The following is a 16,620-nucleotide window of genomic DNA, read 5'->3' as shown; positions in this document are numbered from 1 at the left end:
AATCCAGCGTGAGAGCCGCCTCCATGAAGGCGGCTTTTTTGTGGTGCGCTGTCTATCAATGAAACGCGCCCGCCCTCACGCCCAGCCGTTCCCGCCGCCACATCCAGGTCTTCATCCACGATGATTCACGATCCGAACGAAGCCGGTCTGCCGCGCGACACCTCCCAGATTTCCAGCGACGAGCCGTCCGGGCCCGCCGAAACTCCGGAAACCTCCGACGCCGCCGCGCCACAAGAGGCGCTGCACCTGCGCCGCATCCGCAGCTTCGTGACGCGCGCAGGCCGCGTATCGACGGGCCAGCGCCGCGCCATGGACGAACTCGGCCCGCGCTTCGTCGTGCCGTACACGCCCGAGCAGCCGGATTGGGACGCCGTGTTCGGCCGCCGCGCGCCGCGCATTCTGGAGATCGGTTTCGGCATGGGCGCGACAACGGCTGAAATCGCCTCGCATCGTCCTGACGACGATTTCCTCGGCATCGAAGTGCACGAGCCGGGCGTCGGCGCGCTGCTGAAGCTGATGGGCGAGCAGAATCTATCGAATATCCGCATCGTCCAGCACGACGCCGTCGAAGTGCTGGAGAACATGATTGCGCCGCAGAGTCTCGACGGCGTGCATATCTTCTTCCCCGATCCGTGGCACAAGGCGCGCCATCACAAGCGACGTCTGATCCAGCCGAAGTTCGTTGCGCTGCTGGTGTCGCGCATGAAGCCGGGCGCATACATCCACTGCGCGACCGACTGGCAGAACTACGCGGAACAGATGCTCGAAGTGCTCGGCGCAGAGTCCGCGCTGGAGAACACTGCCGACGATTACGCGCCGCGTCCCGACTATCGTCCCGTGACGAAGTTCGAGAAGCGCGGCCTGCGCCTCGGGCACGGCGTGTGGGACCTGATTTACCGGCGCCGTCCGGACGCCTGAGCGACGCTCGCGAAAGCTAAACAACGACGGCCTGCCGTTCACGAACGGCAGGCCGTTTTCATTTGCACCGGATCGATGCCGGGCGCAATGTCAATCCGCCCAGCTCAATCCGCCGCTGTAGCCGATCAGAAGGATCAGCAAGCCAAAGCCGATCCGATACCACGCAAACGCGCTGAAATCGTGCGCCGCGATATAGCGCAGCAGCCAGCGCACGCACGCAAACGCGCTGACGAACGCCGCGAGAAAACCGATCGAAAAGAGCCCGAGCGCGTCGGACGACAGCGCCTGCCAGTCCTTGTGCAGCTCATAAACGGTCGCGCCGAAGATGATGGGTATCGCGAGAAAGAACGAGAACTCGGTTGCGACGCGCCGGTCGAGCCCGAACAGCATGCCGCCGATGATCGTCGAGCCCGAGCGCGACATGCCGGGAATCAGCGCGAAGCATTGCGCGAAACCGACCTTGAGCGCATCGAGCGGGCTCAGGTCGTCCATCGAATGCACGCGCGGCTGGAGGTCTTGCCGGTTGCGCTGGCGTGACTCGACCCACAGAATCAGCACGCCGCCCACGACGAGCGCGAACGCGACGGGCACGGGCGAAAACAGCACGGCCTTGATCGCCTTCTCGAACAGCAGGCCGAGCACGATCGCGGGAATCGTCGCGATGATCACGTTCAGCGTGAAGCGGCGCGCGTCGGGCCGCGTCGCAAGGCCGGCCACGACATTGCCGATCCGCTGACGGTACTCCCAGCACACGGCGAGAATCGCGCCGAGCTGGATCACGACGTCGAAAGTCTTTTCCTGCGGCGTGTCGAAATTCAGCAGACTGCCGGCAACAATCAGATGACCCGTGCTCGACACGGGCAAGAATTCCGTCAAGCCTTCGACGATGCCGAGAATCAGCGCCTTCAGGGTGAGTATCCAGTCCATCCGTGGCCCTCTTCGTTTGGGGGGTTGACGATGCGGGGCCACGTCAGCGCAACGATGGCGCGGCCCACCCGGTAACGCGCCCGTCACTTTTCGACGATCTGAACGCGTATGCCGTTTGTAAGGACCGTGATTGTACCTGGTTCGTAAGTCACCCCGGCAAATTGCAGCTGGTCGGGCTTGAACGTGTAGACGGGATAATTGGTGAGCAGCTGCGTCGCGAGCACCGCGGCGGCGGCGTTGATCTGCTGCATGTAGGCCTGCGCGTCACCGTCGACACTTACGTTGTCGACATTCGGCGCGCGCAGCACGACGGAGCGGCTTTGCGGATCGTATTCGAGCTGGCTCGACAGCGTGAACACGCCGTTGACCGGCTGCTGCAGAAACGGACTTGCGAGCCGCGCGTCGAGCCGCACCGACACGCGGTTCGTATCCGGCAGCAAGCCAACGACAGGATGCGTCAACGCGACCTCGAACACCTGCGATACCGTGCGCTGATACGGAAACTTGCGCTGCACGGCTTCCTGCACCTGCTTCTGCGAAAACGTGTAGTGATCCGGAATAAACGGGAACGTCGACGTCGCGCACGCAGCGAGCGACGTCGTCAAGCCACCGACTGCGCACGCGGACAGCGCCGAAATCAGGAAGCGGCGCCGTGCGGGCGCAGCGGAATGGGTCATGCAGATTCTCCTCGTGACGCAGCGGATGCGCCGCATCGGTGTTGCTCGTATTGCTGGCAAGGGGCGTTCAGGATTCGCGCGATGGTCTTGCGGCGCGAGCGCTTCGACTGACGGCGCACAGCCATCATGTCATGGCCGCGTATCGGCTTCGAGACGCGTGAGCCAGATCAGCGCTTCGTCGCGCGAGTTGCCGCACATGTCGGCCTGCGGTTGTAGACCCGAGCAGCAGGCCGGACGTTCCGGCTTGCCGAAGATCGCGCAACGCAGATCGTCGCCGAGTTGCACGCAGCGGACGCCTGCCGGCTTGCCGTCCGGCATGCCGGGGATGGGGCTCGAGATAGACGGCGCGATGCAGCACGCGCCGCAGTTGGGACGGCACGCGTGATCCGCTGTCGCGGACGACGGTTGGGACAAATCGACAGACACTGCGCTTTCCTGAACGACAAACACTCGACGAGGCCGGCCCACCGCAGATGAAGCGGCCGCCGCTCAGCCTACATTGTGCCATTTGACGCATGCGACCTTTTTACACAAGGTTGCGCGCTCTCGCTCCCGTAGACTCGTTTGCACACTTTCGCAACAGATACCACGCTCGCAAGGCGCCTGCCCTTCTTCACCGAGCACACGATCGAACCGCTCCCGCACGCAACGACCAGGCGGTTCGCGCATCATCCGGCAGGCGTCGGGATATGAATCCGATGACTACCGCTCCTTCCGCCGACGCCCTCTTCCGCCCCGACCTGCTCGCGAAATACAGCTCGAACGGCCCGCGCTACACGTCCTATCCGACGGCCGTCCAGTTCCGCGACGACTTCGATCCCGGCGACTACCGCCGCGCCGCCGCCGACGAAGGCGCATCGGACACGGATCTCTCGCTGTACTTCCACATTCCGTTTTGCGACACCGTCTGCTTCTATTGCGGCTGCAACAAGGTCGTGACGAAGAACCGCGCGCGCTCGCGTCCGTATCTCGAGCAGATCAAGCGTGAGATCTCGTTACAGGCGCCGCTCTTCGATACCGCGCGGCCCGTGTCGCAACTGCATTGGGGCGGCGGCACGCCGACGTTTCTGTCGCACGACGAAATGACCGAGCTGATGGCCGCCACGCGCGAACACTTTACGTTGTGCAGCGATTCGGAAGGCGAGTTTTCGATCGAAGTCGATCCGCGTGAAGCGTCGCCGAAAACCATCGTTCATTTGCGCAATCTCGGCTTCAATCGCCTGAGTCTGGGCGTGCAGGACTTCGACCCTGTCGTGCAGCGGGCGACCAATCGCATCCAGCCGCTCGAGATGACGGCGAACGTGATGCGCGCCGCGCGCGCGACGGGCTTTCATTCGATCGGCGTCGATCTGATTTATGGCCTGCCGTATCAGACCGTCGACAGCTTCAGCCGGACGCTCGACACCATGCTCGCGCTCGCGCCCGACAGGCTTTCGGTGTTCGGCTACGCGCACATGCCGCAGCTCTTCAAGATGCAGAGGCAAATGGACCCGTCCACGATGCCTTCTCCCGCTGAACGGCTCGCGATCCTGCGCCGCGTCGTCGAGCGGCTGACGGACGCGGGCTATGTCTACATCGGCATGGATCACTTCGCGCTGCCCACCGACGAGCTCGCGCGCGCCCAGGCCCAGCGCACGCTGCATCGCAATTTTCAGGGCTATAGCACGCGCGCGGAATGCGATCTGATCGGTTTCGGGGCTTCGTCGATCGGCAAGGTCGGCGACGTCTATGCGCAAAACGCGAAGGACCTGGAGGGCTACGCGGCGGCCATCGACAAAGGGCGGCTGGCGATCAGTCACGGCGTGCGCCTCTCCCTCGACGACCGCCTGCGTCGCGACGTCATCACGCAACTGATGTGCAATCTCGAACTGCGCTTCGACGAGTTCGAAGCCGCGTACGGCATCCGCTTTCACGACGCGTTCGCGCCGGAACTGGAGCGCCTACGCCCGTTCGAGGACGACGGGCTCTTGAAGATCGGCGCGCGTCGGCTCGATGTGCAACTGGCGGGACGGATGCTCGTGCGCAACATCGCGATGGTGTTCGACCGTTATCTGGGCCAGCAGCCGTCGCAGCGGTTTTCGCGCACGGTCTAGCGTCCGCCGGGCGTCGCGATCGGTCATCGGCTTGCCCGCCGACGCGTTTTCAGCCATAATTTGCGTCTTCGTCTCGCGAGGTGCCGATGTGCATTTCGCGACCAGGCAGGTCGAAAGACGAAGAAGCGACGAAGATCAAGCCCAGGTGGTGAAACAGGTAGACGCAGGGGACTCAAAATCCCCCGCCGCAAGGCGTGCCGGTTCGAGTCCGGCCCTGGGCACCAGAATTCAGCAGCAGTAGTTCGGCTTCACCCCAACAAACCCGCGTTCATCTGCCCGATGCCGCGGGTTTTGTGTTTTCTGCGGTTCACACGGCTGTCGGCAGCACACCCTCTGCACGCACATTCGAATCCGCGCGTACGCAAAAAAGCCGGATAGCCTCACGGCAAATCCGGCTCCCCTCATACTCGATCAGACGATCGAACGCGCTCGACATCAACGCGCCAGCTAAAAGCCTCGCACCGGCTCAGCGCCCGCTCGCCGCTCCCGCGAGCCCATGCGCGGCCGCGCGCCGACGCTTCACCACATAGCCCGCCCACATCACGACGAGCCACCCGGGCACGAGCAGCACCGACACGTTGAGTCCGGGCGTCATCGCGAGGATCACGAGAATCATCGCCATGAACGCGAGACAGATCCAGTTGCCGAGCGGGAACCATAGGGACTTGAACACGAGCTTCTCGCCCTTCGCGACCATCGCGCGACGCGACTTCAGATGCGTCAGGCTGATCAGCGACCAGTTCAGCACCAGCGCGGCCACGACGAGCGCCATCAGCACGTCGAGCGCCTTGGCAGGAATCAGATAGTTGATGATCACGCAAGCGAACGTGGCGAGCGCGGACAGGCCGATCGCCATATACGGCACGCCGCGGCCGTCGACTTTCAGCAGCGCGCGCGGCGCATTGCCCTGCTCGGCAAGACCGTACAGCATGCGACTGTTCGCATAGACGCCGCTGTTGTACACGGACAGCGCCGCCGTCAGCACGACCACGTTGAGAACATTCGCCGTCAGGCCCGCGCCGATCTGCGAGAAGATCATCACGAACGGGCTGCCGCCCGCCGCCACCTGGTTCCACGGATACAACGACAGCAGCACGACCAGCGAGCAGATGTAGAAAATCAGAATCCGGTAGATCACCTGATTCACGGCTTTCGGAATGCTCTTTTGCGGCTCGTCGGCTTCCGCCGCCGTGATGCCGATCAGCTCCAGTCCGCCGAACGAGAACATGATCACGGCGAGCATCATGAAGAGGCCGTTGAAGCCGTGCGGGAAGAAGCCGCCGTCGGCCCACAGGTTCGTGATCGAGGCCTGCGGACCGCCATGACCGCTGATCAGCAGATAGCCGCCGAACAGGATCATGCCGATCACGGCCACGACCTTGATGATCGCAAACCAGAACTCGGTTTCGCCGTACGCCTTGACGTTCGCGAGGTTGATCGCGTTGATGATGACGAAGCAGACGAGCGCCGAGACCCATGTCGGCACGCCCGGCCACCAGAAATGCACGTAGGTGCCGACGGCCGTCAGTTCGGCCATGCTGACGAGCACGTACAACACCCAGTAGTTCCAGCCCGACAGGAAGCCCGGGAAATCGCCCCAGTACTTGTACGCGAAGTGGCTGAACGAGCCGGCGACGGGCTCCTGCGCAACCATTTCGCCGAGCTGGCGCATGATGAGGAACGCGATGAAACCGCCGATCGCGTAACCGAGGATCATCGACGGCCCCGCCGCCTTCAGTACGCCCGCCGAGCCGAGAAAGAGGCCCGTGCCGATCGCACCGCCCAGCGCGATCAACTGGATATGCCGGTTCTTCAGCCCTCGCTGGAGGCCGTCATGGTGTTGTCCGTTGCTCAAGATGTCTCACTCCACTGCATTGAAATCCACGCGGTACGCACAGAACGCGTCCAGAAAAACCGTAAATTGTACCCTCCTGCGAGGTGCTCACAGAACGGGCACGCTGGAGTACGTTTTGTGGAATTCGCACTGCGGCGACGATGCCGCCGGGCACACGCGCCACCCACCCGCCAGAGCACCGTCCAACGTGTCCGAAATTAGCTCTAGATAGCGGTTGTCACCCTGCTTGCCGGTCGGTATGTTCCGAGAATCCGGTCCAGCCGATGATGGAGTCGCCATGTCGCCGAAACGTCTGCTCTACGCCGTTCTCCTTGGCGTCTGCGTCGCCGCCTCCGGCGCACGCGCCCAGACCGGACAACCCGCGCCGCAGCCCGCGCCCGATACGTCGGCAGCGCCAGCCCCCGCCACCCCGGACACCGATACAACATCGCCCGCGCCCGCCGCCGCGCCTTCGACCGACCAGGCGCCCGCTCCAGCTTCCGCCCCCGCGCCTAGACCCGCCGCCGCCTATTCCGCGCCGCCGGGCGGCCCCGTGCAGAACATCGTGCTCGTGCACGGCGCGTTCGTCGACGGATCGAGCTGGAACGGCGTGATCGAACGGCTTCAGAAAAAGGGCTATCGCGTCGCGTCCGTGCAGATTCCGCTGACGTCGCTCGCCGACGATGTCGCCGCAACCCGACGCGTGCTCGCCCGGCTATCCGGCCCGACCGTGCTGGTCGGTCATTCGTGGGGCGGCGTCGTGATCACGGAGGCGGGTTCGGGACCGGACGCATCGAAGGTGGTCGGCCTCGTCTATGTGGCGGCGATCGCGCCCGACGTCGGCGAATCGACGGGCGACGTGCTCAAGCGCGGCCCGCAGATGCCCATCGGCTCGGCGATGACAAAGGACGCCGCCGGCTTCCTGTGGCTCGACCCGGCGAAATACCACAGCGATTTCGCCGCCGATGTGCCCGAAAACCTGACCCGCGTGCTCGTCGCCGCGCAGCAGCCGATCGCGGGCAAAGCGTTCGAGGAGCGCGTGACGCAAGCCGCGTGGCGCTACAAGCCCTCGTGGTACATCGTGACCACGCGCGACCGCGCCGTATCGCCGGAAATCCAACGCTGGATGGCGCACCGGATCGGCGCGACCATCATCGAGACGCCGTCGAGCCACCTGGTGTCCGTGGCGCACGCGGGCGCGACGGCCGATGCGATCGCGCGCGCGGCGAAGGAATTCGGCAAGGAGTGACGGCTCGTGAAGAGCGCGCGCACGGCGCGGATCACGAGGAGAGAACGGCCACGCCGTCCGGAATCCGCGCGAGCCGCGCAACAGGCGACATCACGATGATCCACGCCTGCGCGACGAAGCCGATCGCCGCCACCACCAGGCACGCGTCCATCCCGAAGCGCGCGCTGACGACCGCGCCCAGCAGCGCGCCGAGCGGCCGCGCGCCATACGTCGCCGTGCTGTTGAGCGCCGACACGCGGCCCATCATGTTCGCGGGCGTGATCGCCTGACGCAGCGTCGTCGAGCCGACCGTCCACAGGATCGGCCCCGCGCCGAGCAGAAAGAAGCTCGCTGCCGCAAGCCAGAACGACGGCACGGCGAGCGTCGCGATCATCGTCAGCGAAGCGGCCAGCCCGCAAAACGGCCCGATGATCAGCGTGCGCCCGAACGAAACCCGCCGCGCGACGGACGGCGCGGCCAGCGCGCCGCACACCATGCCGACCCCATACGCGCCGAGCGTCACGCCGATCGCCGACGCGCTCAGCCCGAGCCGATGCACCGCATACGGCACATAGACCGCCTGCAACGTGAAGAAACCAACGTTGAAGAACACGGCCGTCGCGAGCATCGGCCGCAGCAACTCGTCGCCGATCACGAAGCGCGCGCCTTCGCGCAACTCGGCCATGAAATGACGCGCGGCGCCGACGACGCGCGGCGGCTCGCGCAAACCCGCGAGCAGCGCGGCCGCGAGCGCCGACAGCGCGGCCGCGCAGCCATACGCCCAGCCCGCGCCGATCCAGCCGACCAGCAGCCCGCCCAACGCCGGCCCCGCCGAATACGCGACGCTGCGCGCGAGTTCGATGCGTCCGTTCGCGGCGGGCAGCGCGTCGCGCGTCACGAGCGCGGGGACCAGCGCCGGCGCAGCGACGCTGTACGCCACCGTGCCCGTCGCGCCGAGAAAGCCGAGCACGGCGAGCAGCGGCAGCGTCAGTCCGTGCGACAGCACGAGCAGCAGCACACTCGCCATCGCCAGCGCGCGCACGCTCTCCGAGACGGCCATCAGCGTGCGGCGCGAACGGCGATCGGCAACGACGCCGAGGGGTATCGACAGCAACAGGAACGGCAGCGTCTGCGCCGTCTGCAGAAGCCCCGTATCGCGAGCCGTCGCGCCGAGCGTGAATACGGCAACGAGGGGCGCCGCGGCGAGACTGATCTGTTCGGCGGATTGCGCGATCAGGTTCGACCACGCGAGCTGCTGGAACGACGCGGACAGGCTGGCGCCGGCAACGGGAAAGCGAAAGCGGGGAAAGCGGGAACGCATCGGAGGGCTCCGTGACGCGATGACGAGAAGCCCATCGTCACGATTTCGGCCTGTCCGTGCGCTCCGGTTCTTGCTGTGTGATTCCTATCCCTTCCTGATGACCCAGCGCTTCGCCGGCGAGGAAAGCGCGCAAGGCATTCAAGGTGTTCAAGGCGCGTACGACGAGGCCATCCCGCTCTCGCGCCCATGCTCGGGCGTCGTGCGGATCGGCGCGAGTCCGCGGGCGAGCTGTCGGGCGGCATGCGTCAGCGGGTCGGACTGGCGCGCGCGCTCGCCGCCGACACCGACGTACTGCTGATGGACGAAGCATTCTCCGCGCTCGATCCGATGATCCGCACGGAAATGCAGGTTCAGTTGCTGCAATTGCAGGCGACGCTCAACAAGACGATCGTGTTCATCACGCACGATCTGGACGAAGCGCTGCGCATCTGCAATCGCATTGCGACCCCGCGCGACGGCACGCTGGTGCAGGAAGGCACGCCGGATGAAATCCCCACGAAGCCCGCCGACGACTACGTCGCGCGTTTCGTCGAACGGCGGTCCGGCGCGCATTGAGCGTGTGCGTGACGCGCCGCATGTGTCGAAGCGAGCGGCGCAAGGCCGCGAAGGCGACGGGTAGAATGCACGCGACGACGGCGTCCTCGATACTTGCGGGCGCTGTCATCGTCTGATGCATCGCGGCTTTTGGCCGCCCTCTGCCCGTTCCAATGAATCTCGAAAGCGTTCTCTTTTCCCAGGGTTTCGGCTCGCGCCGTCAGTGCCGCGCATTGATCGCGGACGGCCGCGTGTCGATCGGCGGCTCGACCATCGACGATCCCAACGCCGACGTCGCGACCGACGCGCTCACGTTCGAAGTCGACGGCACGCCGTGGCCGTATCGCGAGCGCGCGTACATCGTGCTCAACAAGCCCGCGGGTTACGAGTGCTCGCGCGATCCGCAGCATCATCTGAGCGTCTTCAACCTGCTGCCCGCGCAGTTCGCGACGCGCGGCGTCCAGTGCGTAGGACGGCTCGATCAGGACACGACGGGGCTTCTGCTGCTGTCCGACGACGGCCAGTTCGTCCATGCGTACACGTCGCCGAAGCGCAAGGTGCCGAAGGTCTATCTGGCGACGACCCGCCATTCCCTCGACGACGCGCAGCTTGCCGCGCTGCGCGAAGGCGTGCTGCTGCATGGCGAAGCGAAGCCGGTTGCGGCTGTGGCGGCACATGCGCGCGGCGAGCACGAACTCGAGCTGACCGTGCTGGAAGGCAAGTACCACCAGGTCAAGCGTATGGTTGCAGCAGCGGGAAATCGCGTGGAGGCGCTGCATCGCGAACGGATCGGCGGGCTATCGCTGCCAGCTTCGCTTGCCGAAGGTGCGTGGCAATGGCTCGATGAAGCCGGCCTCGAATCGCTGCGTGTCGTGTAAGCGACGCGTTCCGCGCCCGCCCGCTTTCAGGTGCCCTGACACTGCGTTGGATTCCGAACAAAGCGGCGACAAAAGCCTTTCGGAACGCTGCGACGCAGCATGCTTGCTACGAACGCCCGTCCTATACTCGTACCAACAAACATTACAAGGCAGGCAAGGAGGCGCCATGGTCATCTACGGCAACCTGGCGATTTCGTATGGGATGGTCTCGATCATCTGCTTCGCGATACTGCTTGTCGGCGGCCTGCTGGCCGTCATGCACATGCGGCACAGGTACGCGCCCAATCTGATCGCAGCGCTGATCGGCGCAATCTGCTGCTTCCTGCTGCTCGAAGCGCTGCCTGCCCTCACCTGACGGCTTCGCGGTCTCACTCGCTGCTCTTCACGGCAACGCGGCGTGTGGTCCCGTGCACGGCCATGTTCACGCGCGACGGGCTACCGTGCGCAAGAAATCATCGACGCTCGGATAGCGCAGCTTCACGCGCAACTCGCGCTTGAGCCGGCCGTTGACGAGGCGCCGCGACTCGCGCATGAACGACAGCATCATCGGTTCGAGTTGCCGCTGCGCTTCGCCGCGCGTGATGCGCGGTGCCCGCTCGACGCCGAACGCATCCGCCACCCTGTCGAAGTACTCGCCCATCTTCAGCGTCGTGTCGTCGGATGCGTGGATCACGCGCGATGGCAGGCCATGCGTCGCCATGCGCAGCAGGATCGCGGCGAGGTCGTCGGCGTGGATATGATTCGTGTAGACGTCGTCGGCATCGACGAGCGCGGGAGTGCGCCTCTCGAGCCGCGCAAGAGGCAGCCGGTTGCCCGCGTAAATGCCCGGAATGCGCGCGATGCTCGCCGCAATCGCATGCCGCGCGGCCGCGCGCCGCAACTGCGTCTCCGCCGACACGCGGCGCTTCGCGCGCTCGTTCGCGGGCGCGACGGGACGCGTTTCGTCGAGCCACGCGCCGCCGCAATCGCCATAGACACCCGTCGTGCTCGCATAGACGATGCGCGGACGCACGCCCTTGTAGTGTCCAGCCCTAAGGGCCGGGATACCCCCGTCGGGTACAATAACGGATGTTTTGCGAGCACGAATGCCTTGCTGCGCGGACCTGAGCCGGCCCGTCGCCCGTGCCTCGGCATGGCGGGCATGCCCGATGCGCGGCGTGGTCAGCGTGGCGATCAGCGAGCGCGTGCGCATGTCGACGTCGCCTGTCTTTTGCGGCGGCGCGAGATGCAGCACGGTGGGCGCCAGGCCCGCGAGACGCCAGAGGCTCTGGCGCGCGTCGAGATCTCCGACGATCGGCGTCACGCCCGCCGCGCGCAGTTCGTCGCGGCGCTCGGCGTGATGCGTGAGCGCATAGAGGCGCGCGCGTCGTTGCAATTGCCGCACGCAGCGCATGCCGACATCGCCGCAACCGACGATCAGCACGCGCGGTCTGCGCAAGTTTCGTGTCGCTTTCATCGTGGACGCATTGTAGCCGCGATCCACGGTACGCACTGGCTACCGATCTCTGTACTCAAACCTTGAACGACCTATGGCATTTAACGTAACGCTCCGGCAAAGCGGCCGGCAGTTTCAGGTGGAACCCGATGAACCCGTGCTGACGGCCGCCCTTCGCCAGGGCATCGGCCTGCCATACGGCTGCAAGAACGGCGCATGTGGCTCGTGCAAGGGCACGGTCATCGCCGGCGAAATCGAACAGCGCGCGCATTCGTCGTCGGCGCTGTCGAACGACGAGAAGACGCGCGGCATGGCCCTTTTCTGCTGCGCGACGGCCTGCACGGACCTCGAAGTCGACATCCGCGAAGTGACGGGCATCGGCGACGTGCAGATCAAGAAGCTGCCGTGCCGCGTGAATTCGATCGAGCGCAAGGCCGACGACGTCGTCGTGCTGAAGCTGCAACTGCCCGCCAATGAACGCCTGCAATACATGGCCGGCCAGTACCTCGAGTTCATCCTGAAGGACGGCAAGCGCCGCAGCTACTCGATGGCGAACGCGCCGCATACGGAGGGCCCCGTCGAGCTGCATATCCGCCACATGCCAGGCGGGGCGTTCACCGATCACGTGTTCAACACGATGAAGGAGCGCGACATCCTGCGCTTCGAGGCACCGCTCGGCACGTTCTTCCTGCGCGAGGAATCGGACAAGCCGATCGTCCTGCTCGCATCGGGTACGGGCTTCGCACCGTTGAAGGCGATCGTCGAGCATGCCGTCTTCAAGAACATCACGCGCCCGATGACGCTGTACTGGGGCGCTCGTCGCAAGAAAGACCTGTACATGATGGATCTCGCCGAGCAATGGGCGCGCGAAGTGCCGAACTTCAGGTTCGTGCCCGTGCTCTCCGAACCCGACGCGGACGACGCATGGACGGGCCGCACCGGCTTCGTTCATCGCGCCGTCATCGAAGATCTGCCAGACTTGTCGGCATATCAGGTGTATGCGTGCGGCGCGCCTGTGATGGTCGAATCCGCACAGCGCGATTTCACGCAGCATCATCGCCTGCCGGAAGACGAGTTCTACGCGGATTCGTTCACGAGCGCAGCCGATCTGGCGAACCCCGTGTGATCGTTGCGTCGTCATCCTGCATGAACGAATCGGCTGGCAATGCGTGAAGACATGCAAATTGCTGGTTTACACGGGCGCCGGCATTGTCGTATTCTTTCGCGCATGAACCGCATCCTGTCCGAACTTCGACGTCGCCGCTCGCTGCTCCCATAGGGGCGCCGCTGGCTTCGTCACGGTTTGCGCGTATCAGTTCAGTATCACGCGCACGCAGTTCAAATCACGAAAGCCACGGCATGCCGTGGCTTTTTGCATTTCCGTCGCTGCTTTGACGTTCTGCCGACGACGTGCCGTCGATCACGTTATTGAGCACGTGTACTCGTCAGCGTTTTCTCTCCGTTGCTGGGCCATTTTGTCCGAGGCGGTTTCTTATCCCTGTTTGCCTGGAGCCTGTAGCCATGAACTTCAATGAGTACCCGATCGATTCGCTGATGTACATCACGAACCGGCCCGAAATCGTTTTCACACACGGCAAAGGCTCGTGGCTCTACGACAACAACGGCAAGCGATATCTGGACTTCATCCAGGGCTGGGCTGTGAACAGCCTCGGCCACTGCAACGAAGGCATGATCGAAGCGCTCACGCAGCAGGCGCGCACGCTGATCAACCCGTCGCCTGCGTTCTACAACGAGCCGATGGCGAAGCTCGCCGGCCTGCTCACGCAGCACAGCTGCTTCGACAAGGTGTTCTTCACGAACAGCGGCGCCGAAGCGAATGAAGGCGCGATCAAGCTCGCGCGCAAGTGGGGCAAGAAGTTCAAGAAGGGCGCGTATGAAATCATCACGTTCGATCACAGCTTCCACGGCCGCACGCTCGCGACGATGTCGGCGAGCGGCAAGCCGGGCTGGGACACGATCTACGCACCCCAAGTGCCGGGCTTCCCGAAAGCGGATCTGAACGATATCGCGTCCGTCGAGAAGCTGATCGGCGACAAGACGGTCGCCGTGATGCTCGAACCGATCCAGGGCGAAGGCGGCGTGATTCCCGCAACGCGCGAATTCATGCAGCAGCTGCGCGAGCTGACGAAGAAGCACAACCTGCTTCTGATCGTCGACGAAGTGCAAAGCGGTTGCGGCCGCGCGGGGACGCTGTTCGCGTACGAGCTGTCGGGTATCGAGCCCGACGTGATGACGCTTGCGAAGGGCATCGGCGGCGGCGTGCCGCTCGGCGCGCTGCTGTGCACGAAGGAAGTCGAAGTGTTCGAAGCGGGCGAACAGGGCGGCACGTACAACGGCAATCCGCTGATGACGGCGGTCGGCTATTCGGTGATCTCGCAACTGACGGCGCCCGGCTTCCTCGATGGCGTGAAGGCTCGCGGAGAATATCTGCGCGCGAAGCTGCTCGAGCTGTCGGAAGAGCGCGGCTTTGCGGGCGAACGCGGCGAAGGCATGTTGCGCGCGCTGCTGCTCGGCAAGGACATCGGCATCCAGATAGTCGAGAAGGCGCGCCTGATGCAGCCGGACGGTCTGCTGCTCAACGCCGCGCGTCCGAATCTGCTGCGCTTCATGCCCGCGCTCAACGTGACGACGGAAGAGATCGACCAGATGATGTCGATGCTGCGCTCGATTCTTGACACGCTGTGACGGCTGCTTCGTCACTGTCGATCCGCTGCTTCGACGCGAGCGACACCGATGCCGTCGTCGCGCTGTGGCTCGACGCGTTCCCGGAGTACAAGGACGCGAGCAAGCCGCAGCGCAATCCGCATCTGTCGATCGCAAACAAGCTCGCGACGCAGCCCGAGCTGTTCTTCGTCGCGGTGATGGATGCGTGCATCGTCGGTACGGTGATGGCCGGTTACGACGGGCATCGCGGCTGGCTGTACTCGCTCGCGGTCGATCCGTCGCAACGGCGCCAGGGCATCGGCACGCGGCTGGTGCGTCACGCGGAAGCGGCGCTGACGGCGCGAGGCTGTCCGAAGGTCAATCTTCAGGTGCTGAGCGCGAAGGCCGACGTGCGCGCTTTCTACGAATCGCTCGGCTATCACGCCGATGAGGTCATCAGCCTCGGCAAGCGGCTCGGCGCGTTGGCTTGAGCGCTTGCGCCCGCCCGCACGTTGAATCGCTGAAAACACAAAGGCCGCATGCTGACGCATGCGGCCTTTGTTTATTGCGCGTTGCCGGTTGTGAGAACCGGCACGTGAGCTTGCTGAGCTTTACTCGCCGAGATACGCGGCGCGCACTTTCGGATCATCGAGCATCTGCTTCGCGTCGCCCGACATCGTGACCGTGCCCGAGTCCATCACGTAGCCACGGTCAGCGGCCTGCAGCGCGAGACGCGCGTTCTGCTCGACCAGCATCACCGTGATGCCTTCCTTCGAGATCTCGCGCACCACTTCGAAGATCTTCTCGACCATGATCGGCGAGAGACCCATCGAAGGTTCATCCAGTAGCAGCAGCTTCGGCTTCGAGATGACGGCGCGCGCCATTGCGAGCATCTGCTGTTCGCCGCCCGAGAGCGTACCGGCCAGCTGCGTCGCACGTTCCTTCAGGCGCGGGAAGAAGCCGAACATGCGCTCGACGTCCTTCTTGATGCCATCCGTATCGTTGCGCAGATATGCGCCCATCTGCATGTTCTCGACGATCGACATGCGCGCGAAGATGCCCCGGCCTTCCGGCACCATCGCGAGACCGCGCTTGAGCAGTTCGTGCGGCGGCACGCCCTTGATCGACTGGCCCATGTATTCGATGTCGCCGGCCGAGTAAGGCTTGAGGCCCGTGATCGCCTTCATCGTCGTCGTCTTGCCCGCGCCGTTCGCGCCGATCAGCGTGACGAGTTCGCCCTGCGCGATCTCCAGGTCGACACCCTTGACGGCCTGAATGCCGCCGTAGTTGACCTGCAGGCCCTTGATTTTCAACATTGCCGTAGCCATCAGTGGACCCCCGCACCCAGATAAGCCTCGATCACCTTCGGGTCCTTCTGCACATCCTGCGGCAGACCTTCGGCGATCACCTTGCCATAGTCGAGCACTGTCATCCGATTGCACAGGCCCATCACCAGTTTCACGTCGTGCTCGATCAGCAGGATCGTCTTGCCGTCGCTGCGGATCTTGTCGAGCAGCTTCGTAAGCTCGACCTTTTCCGTTGCGTTCATGCCGGCAGCCGGTTCGTCGAGCGCGAGCAGTTTCGGATCGGTCGCCAGCGCGCGCGCGATTTCCAGACGGCGCTGGTGGCCATACGACAGGTTGCGCGACGTGTAGTCCGCGTATTGCAGCACGCCGACGTACTCGAGCAGTTCCAGCGCGCGTTCCTTGATTTCGCGCTCTTCCTGGCGCTCAGCGGGCGTCTGGAAGACAGCGCCGAGCAGGCCGTGCTTCGTGCGCACGTGGCGGCCGACCATCACGTTTTCCAGCGCGGTCATGCCGCCGAACAGACGGATGTTCTGGAACGTGCGCGCGATGCCCGCCTTCGCCACCTGATACACGGCCGTCGGCGTGTAGTTCGTGCCGTCAAGCCTGAACTCGCCCGAGTCCGGCGTGTAGAGACCGGTAATCACGTTGAAGAACGTGGTCTTGCCGGCGCCGTTCGGGCCGATCAGACCGTAGATGGAGCCTTCCTCGATTTCGAGGCCGACATCCGACAGCGCCTGCAGACCACCGAAGCGCTTGTTCACGCCCTTCACGGACAGACGGATTTGTTTGTCGCTCATGTGTGTT

General features: G+C 64.5%; 16 protein-coding genes, 1 tRNA gene and 1 pseudogene. 10 read left to right on the top strand and 8 right to left on the bottom strand.

The window, feature by feature from the left end; genetic code table 11:
- Positions 1 to 120: 120 nt before the first annotated feature.
- On the top strand, positions 121 to 918 hold the full coding sequence (gene trmB / locus VSR68_RS01310; RefSeq protein ID WP_342938081.1) for a tRNA (guanosine(46)-N7)-methyltransferase TrmB: 798 nt from the start codon (positions 121 to 123) through the stop codon (positions 916 to 918).
- Positions 919 to 1,008: 90 nt separating this feature from the next.
- Here trmB and VSR68_RS01305 read toward each other — a convergent pair whose 3' ends face one another.
- The 3 genes from VSR68_RS01305 to VSR68_RS01295 all read right to left on the bottom strand — a co-directional run bounded on the left by VSR68_RS01305 (position 1,009) and on the right by VSR68_RS01295 (position 2,948).
- Positions 1,009 to 1,845: an undecaprenyl-diphosphate phosphatase gene (locus tag VSR68_RS01305; protein WP_342938080.1), complete on the bottom strand. Its 837-nt coding sequence runs from the start codon at positions 1,843 to 1,845 to the stop codon at positions 1,009 to 1,011.
- An 83-nt stretch (positions 1,846 to 1,928) separates the two neighbouring features.
- A complete protein-coding gene (locus VSR68_RS01300; RefSeq protein ID WP_342938079.1) occupies positions 1,929 to 2,522 on the bottom strand; it encodes a DUF1439 domain-containing protein in 594 nt (197 codons plus the stop codon).
- A 129-nt stretch (positions 2,523 to 2,651) separates the two neighbouring features.
- Positions 2,652 to 2,948, bottom strand: coding sequence for a YkgJ family cysteine cluster protein (locus tag VSR68_RS01295; RefSeq protein WP_321575015.1), 297 nt, complete (start codon positions 2,946 to 2,948; stop codon positions 2,652 to 2,654).
- A 272-nt stretch (positions 2,949 to 3,220) separates the two neighbouring features.
- On the opposite strand from VSR68_RS01295, the gene hemN reads away from it, so the two are divergent.
- Both hemN and VSR68_RS01285 read left to right on the top strand, forming a co-directional pair.
- The gene (gene hemN / locus VSR68_RS01290; RefSeq protein ID WP_342938078.1) at positions 3,221 to 4,615 is read left to right on the top strand and encodes an oxygen-independent coproporphyrinogen III oxidase; all 1,395 of its coding nucleotides are present in this window, start codon (positions 3,221 to 3,223) and stop codon (positions 4,613 to 4,615) included.
- Between the two features lie 139 nt (positions 4,616 to 4,754).
- Positions 4,755 to 4,839 (top strand) — tRNA-Leu (locus tag VSR68_RS01285).
- Positions 4,840 to 5,081: 242 nt separating this feature from the next.
- Here the strand turns inward: VSR68_RS01285 and VSR68_RS01280 are convergent.
- The gene (locus tag VSR68_RS01280; RefSeq protein WP_342938077.1) at positions 5,082 to 6,470 is read right to left on the bottom strand and encodes an amino acid permease; all 1,389 of its coding nucleotides are present in this window, start codon (positions 6,468 to 6,470) and stop codon (positions 5,082 to 5,084) included.
- 277 nt (positions 6,471 to 6,747) lie between these two features.
- On the opposite strand from VSR68_RS01280, the gene VSR68_RS01275 reads away from it, so the two are divergent.
- Positions 6,748 to 7,698, top strand: a complete 951-nt coding sequence (locus VSR68_RS01275) for an alpha/beta hydrolase (RefSeq protein ID WP_342938076.1) — start codon at positions 6,748 to 6,750, stop codon at positions 7,696 to 7,698.
- 31 nt (positions 7,699 to 7,729) lie between these two features.
- Here the strand turns inward: VSR68_RS01275 and VSR68_RS01270 are convergent, their stop codons facing one another.
- Positions 7,730 to 8,998 (bottom strand): MFS transporter, encoded by a 1,269-nt coding sequence (locus VSR68_RS01270; RefSeq protein WP_342938075.1) that lies wholly within the window; start codon positions 8,996 to 8,998, stop codon positions 7,730 to 7,732.
- A 222-nt stretch (positions 8,999 to 9,220) separates the two neighbouring features.
- Between VSR68_RS01270 and VSR68_RS01265 the strand changes: the two are divergent.
- From VSR68_RS01265 to VSR68_RS01255, 3 genes and pseudogenes are all read left to right on the top strand, one after another.
- A pseudogene (locus VSR68_RS01265) lies at positions 9,221 to 9,532 on the top strand (ATP-binding cassette domain-containing protein); the annotation flags it as partial.
- Between the two features lie 173 nt (positions 9,533 to 9,705).
- On the top strand, positions 9,706 to 10,410 hold the full coding sequence (locus tag VSR68_RS01260; protein ID WP_342938074.1) for a 16S rRNA pseudouridine(516) synthase: 705 nt from the start codon (positions 9,706 to 9,708) through the stop codon (positions 10,408 to 10,410).
- Between the two features lie 166 nt (positions 10,411 to 10,576).
- Complete coding sequence (locus tag VSR68_RS01255; RefSeq protein WP_342938073.1) at positions 10,577 to 10,765, top strand: hypothetical protein; 189 nt, start codon at positions 10,577 to 10,579, stop codon at positions 10,763 to 10,765.
- A 66-nt stretch (positions 10,766 to 10,831) separates the two neighbouring features.
- Here VSR68_RS01255 and VSR68_RS01250 read toward each other — a convergent pair whose 3' ends face one another.
- A complete protein-coding gene (locus VSR68_RS01250) occupies positions 10,832 to 11,866 on the bottom strand; it encodes an NAD-dependent epimerase/dehydratase family protein (protein ID WP_342938072.1) in 1,035 nt (344 codons plus the stop codon).
- Positions 11,867 to 11,939: 73 nt separating this feature from the next.
- Here VSR68_RS01250 and VSR68_RS01245 point away from each other — a divergent pair, with 73 nt between their 5' ends.
- The 3 genes from VSR68_RS01245 (at position 11,940) to VSR68_RS01235 (ending at position 15,000) form a co-directional block, all read left to right on the top strand.
- Complete coding sequence (locus VSR68_RS01245) at positions 11,940 to 12,971, top strand: CDP-6-deoxy-delta-3,4-glucoseen reductase (protein ID WP_342938071.1); 1,032 nt, start codon at positions 11,940 to 11,942, stop codon at positions 12,969 to 12,971.
- Between the two features lie 395 nt (positions 12,972 to 13,366).
- Positions 13,367 to 14,551, top strand: a complete 1,185-nt coding sequence (locus VSR68_RS01240) for an acetylornithine transaminase (RefSeq protein ID WP_342938070.1) — start codon at positions 13,367 to 13,369, stop codon at positions 14,549 to 14,551.
- A complete protein-coding gene (locus tag VSR68_RS01235; RefSeq protein WP_342938069.1) occupies positions 14,548 to 15,000 on the top strand; it encodes a GNAT family acetyltransferase in 453 nt (150 codons plus the stop codon). The genes VSR68_RS01240 and VSR68_RS01235 overlap by 4 nt, the downstream gene beginning before the upstream one ends.
- A gap of 120 nt (positions 15,001 to 15,120) precedes the next feature.
- On the opposite strand, the gene VSR68_RS01230 is transcribed toward VSR68_RS01235, so the two are convergent.
- Entirely contained in the window at positions 15,121 to 15,837 is a 717-nt protein-coding gene (locus VSR68_RS01230; protein WP_152755622.1) for an ABC transporter ATP-binding protein, read from the bottom strand.
- Positions 15,837 to 16,613 (bottom strand): ABC transporter ATP-binding protein, encoded by a 777-nt coding sequence (locus tag VSR68_RS01225; protein ID WP_342938068.1) that lies wholly within the window; start codon positions 16,611 to 16,613, stop codon positions 15,837 to 15,839. Before VSR68_RS01225 ends, VSR68_RS01230 begins: the two co-directional genes overlap by 1 nt.
- Positions 16,614 to 16,620 lie beyond the last annotated feature (7 nt).

The organism is Paraburkholderia phymatum, from assembly GCF_038900715.1.
GTDB lineage: Bacteria > Pseudomonadota > Gammaproteobacteria > Burkholderiales > Burkholderiaceae > Paraburkholderia > Paraburkholderia phymatum_A.
This window is presented reverse-complemented; position numbering and strand designations above follow the sequence as displayed.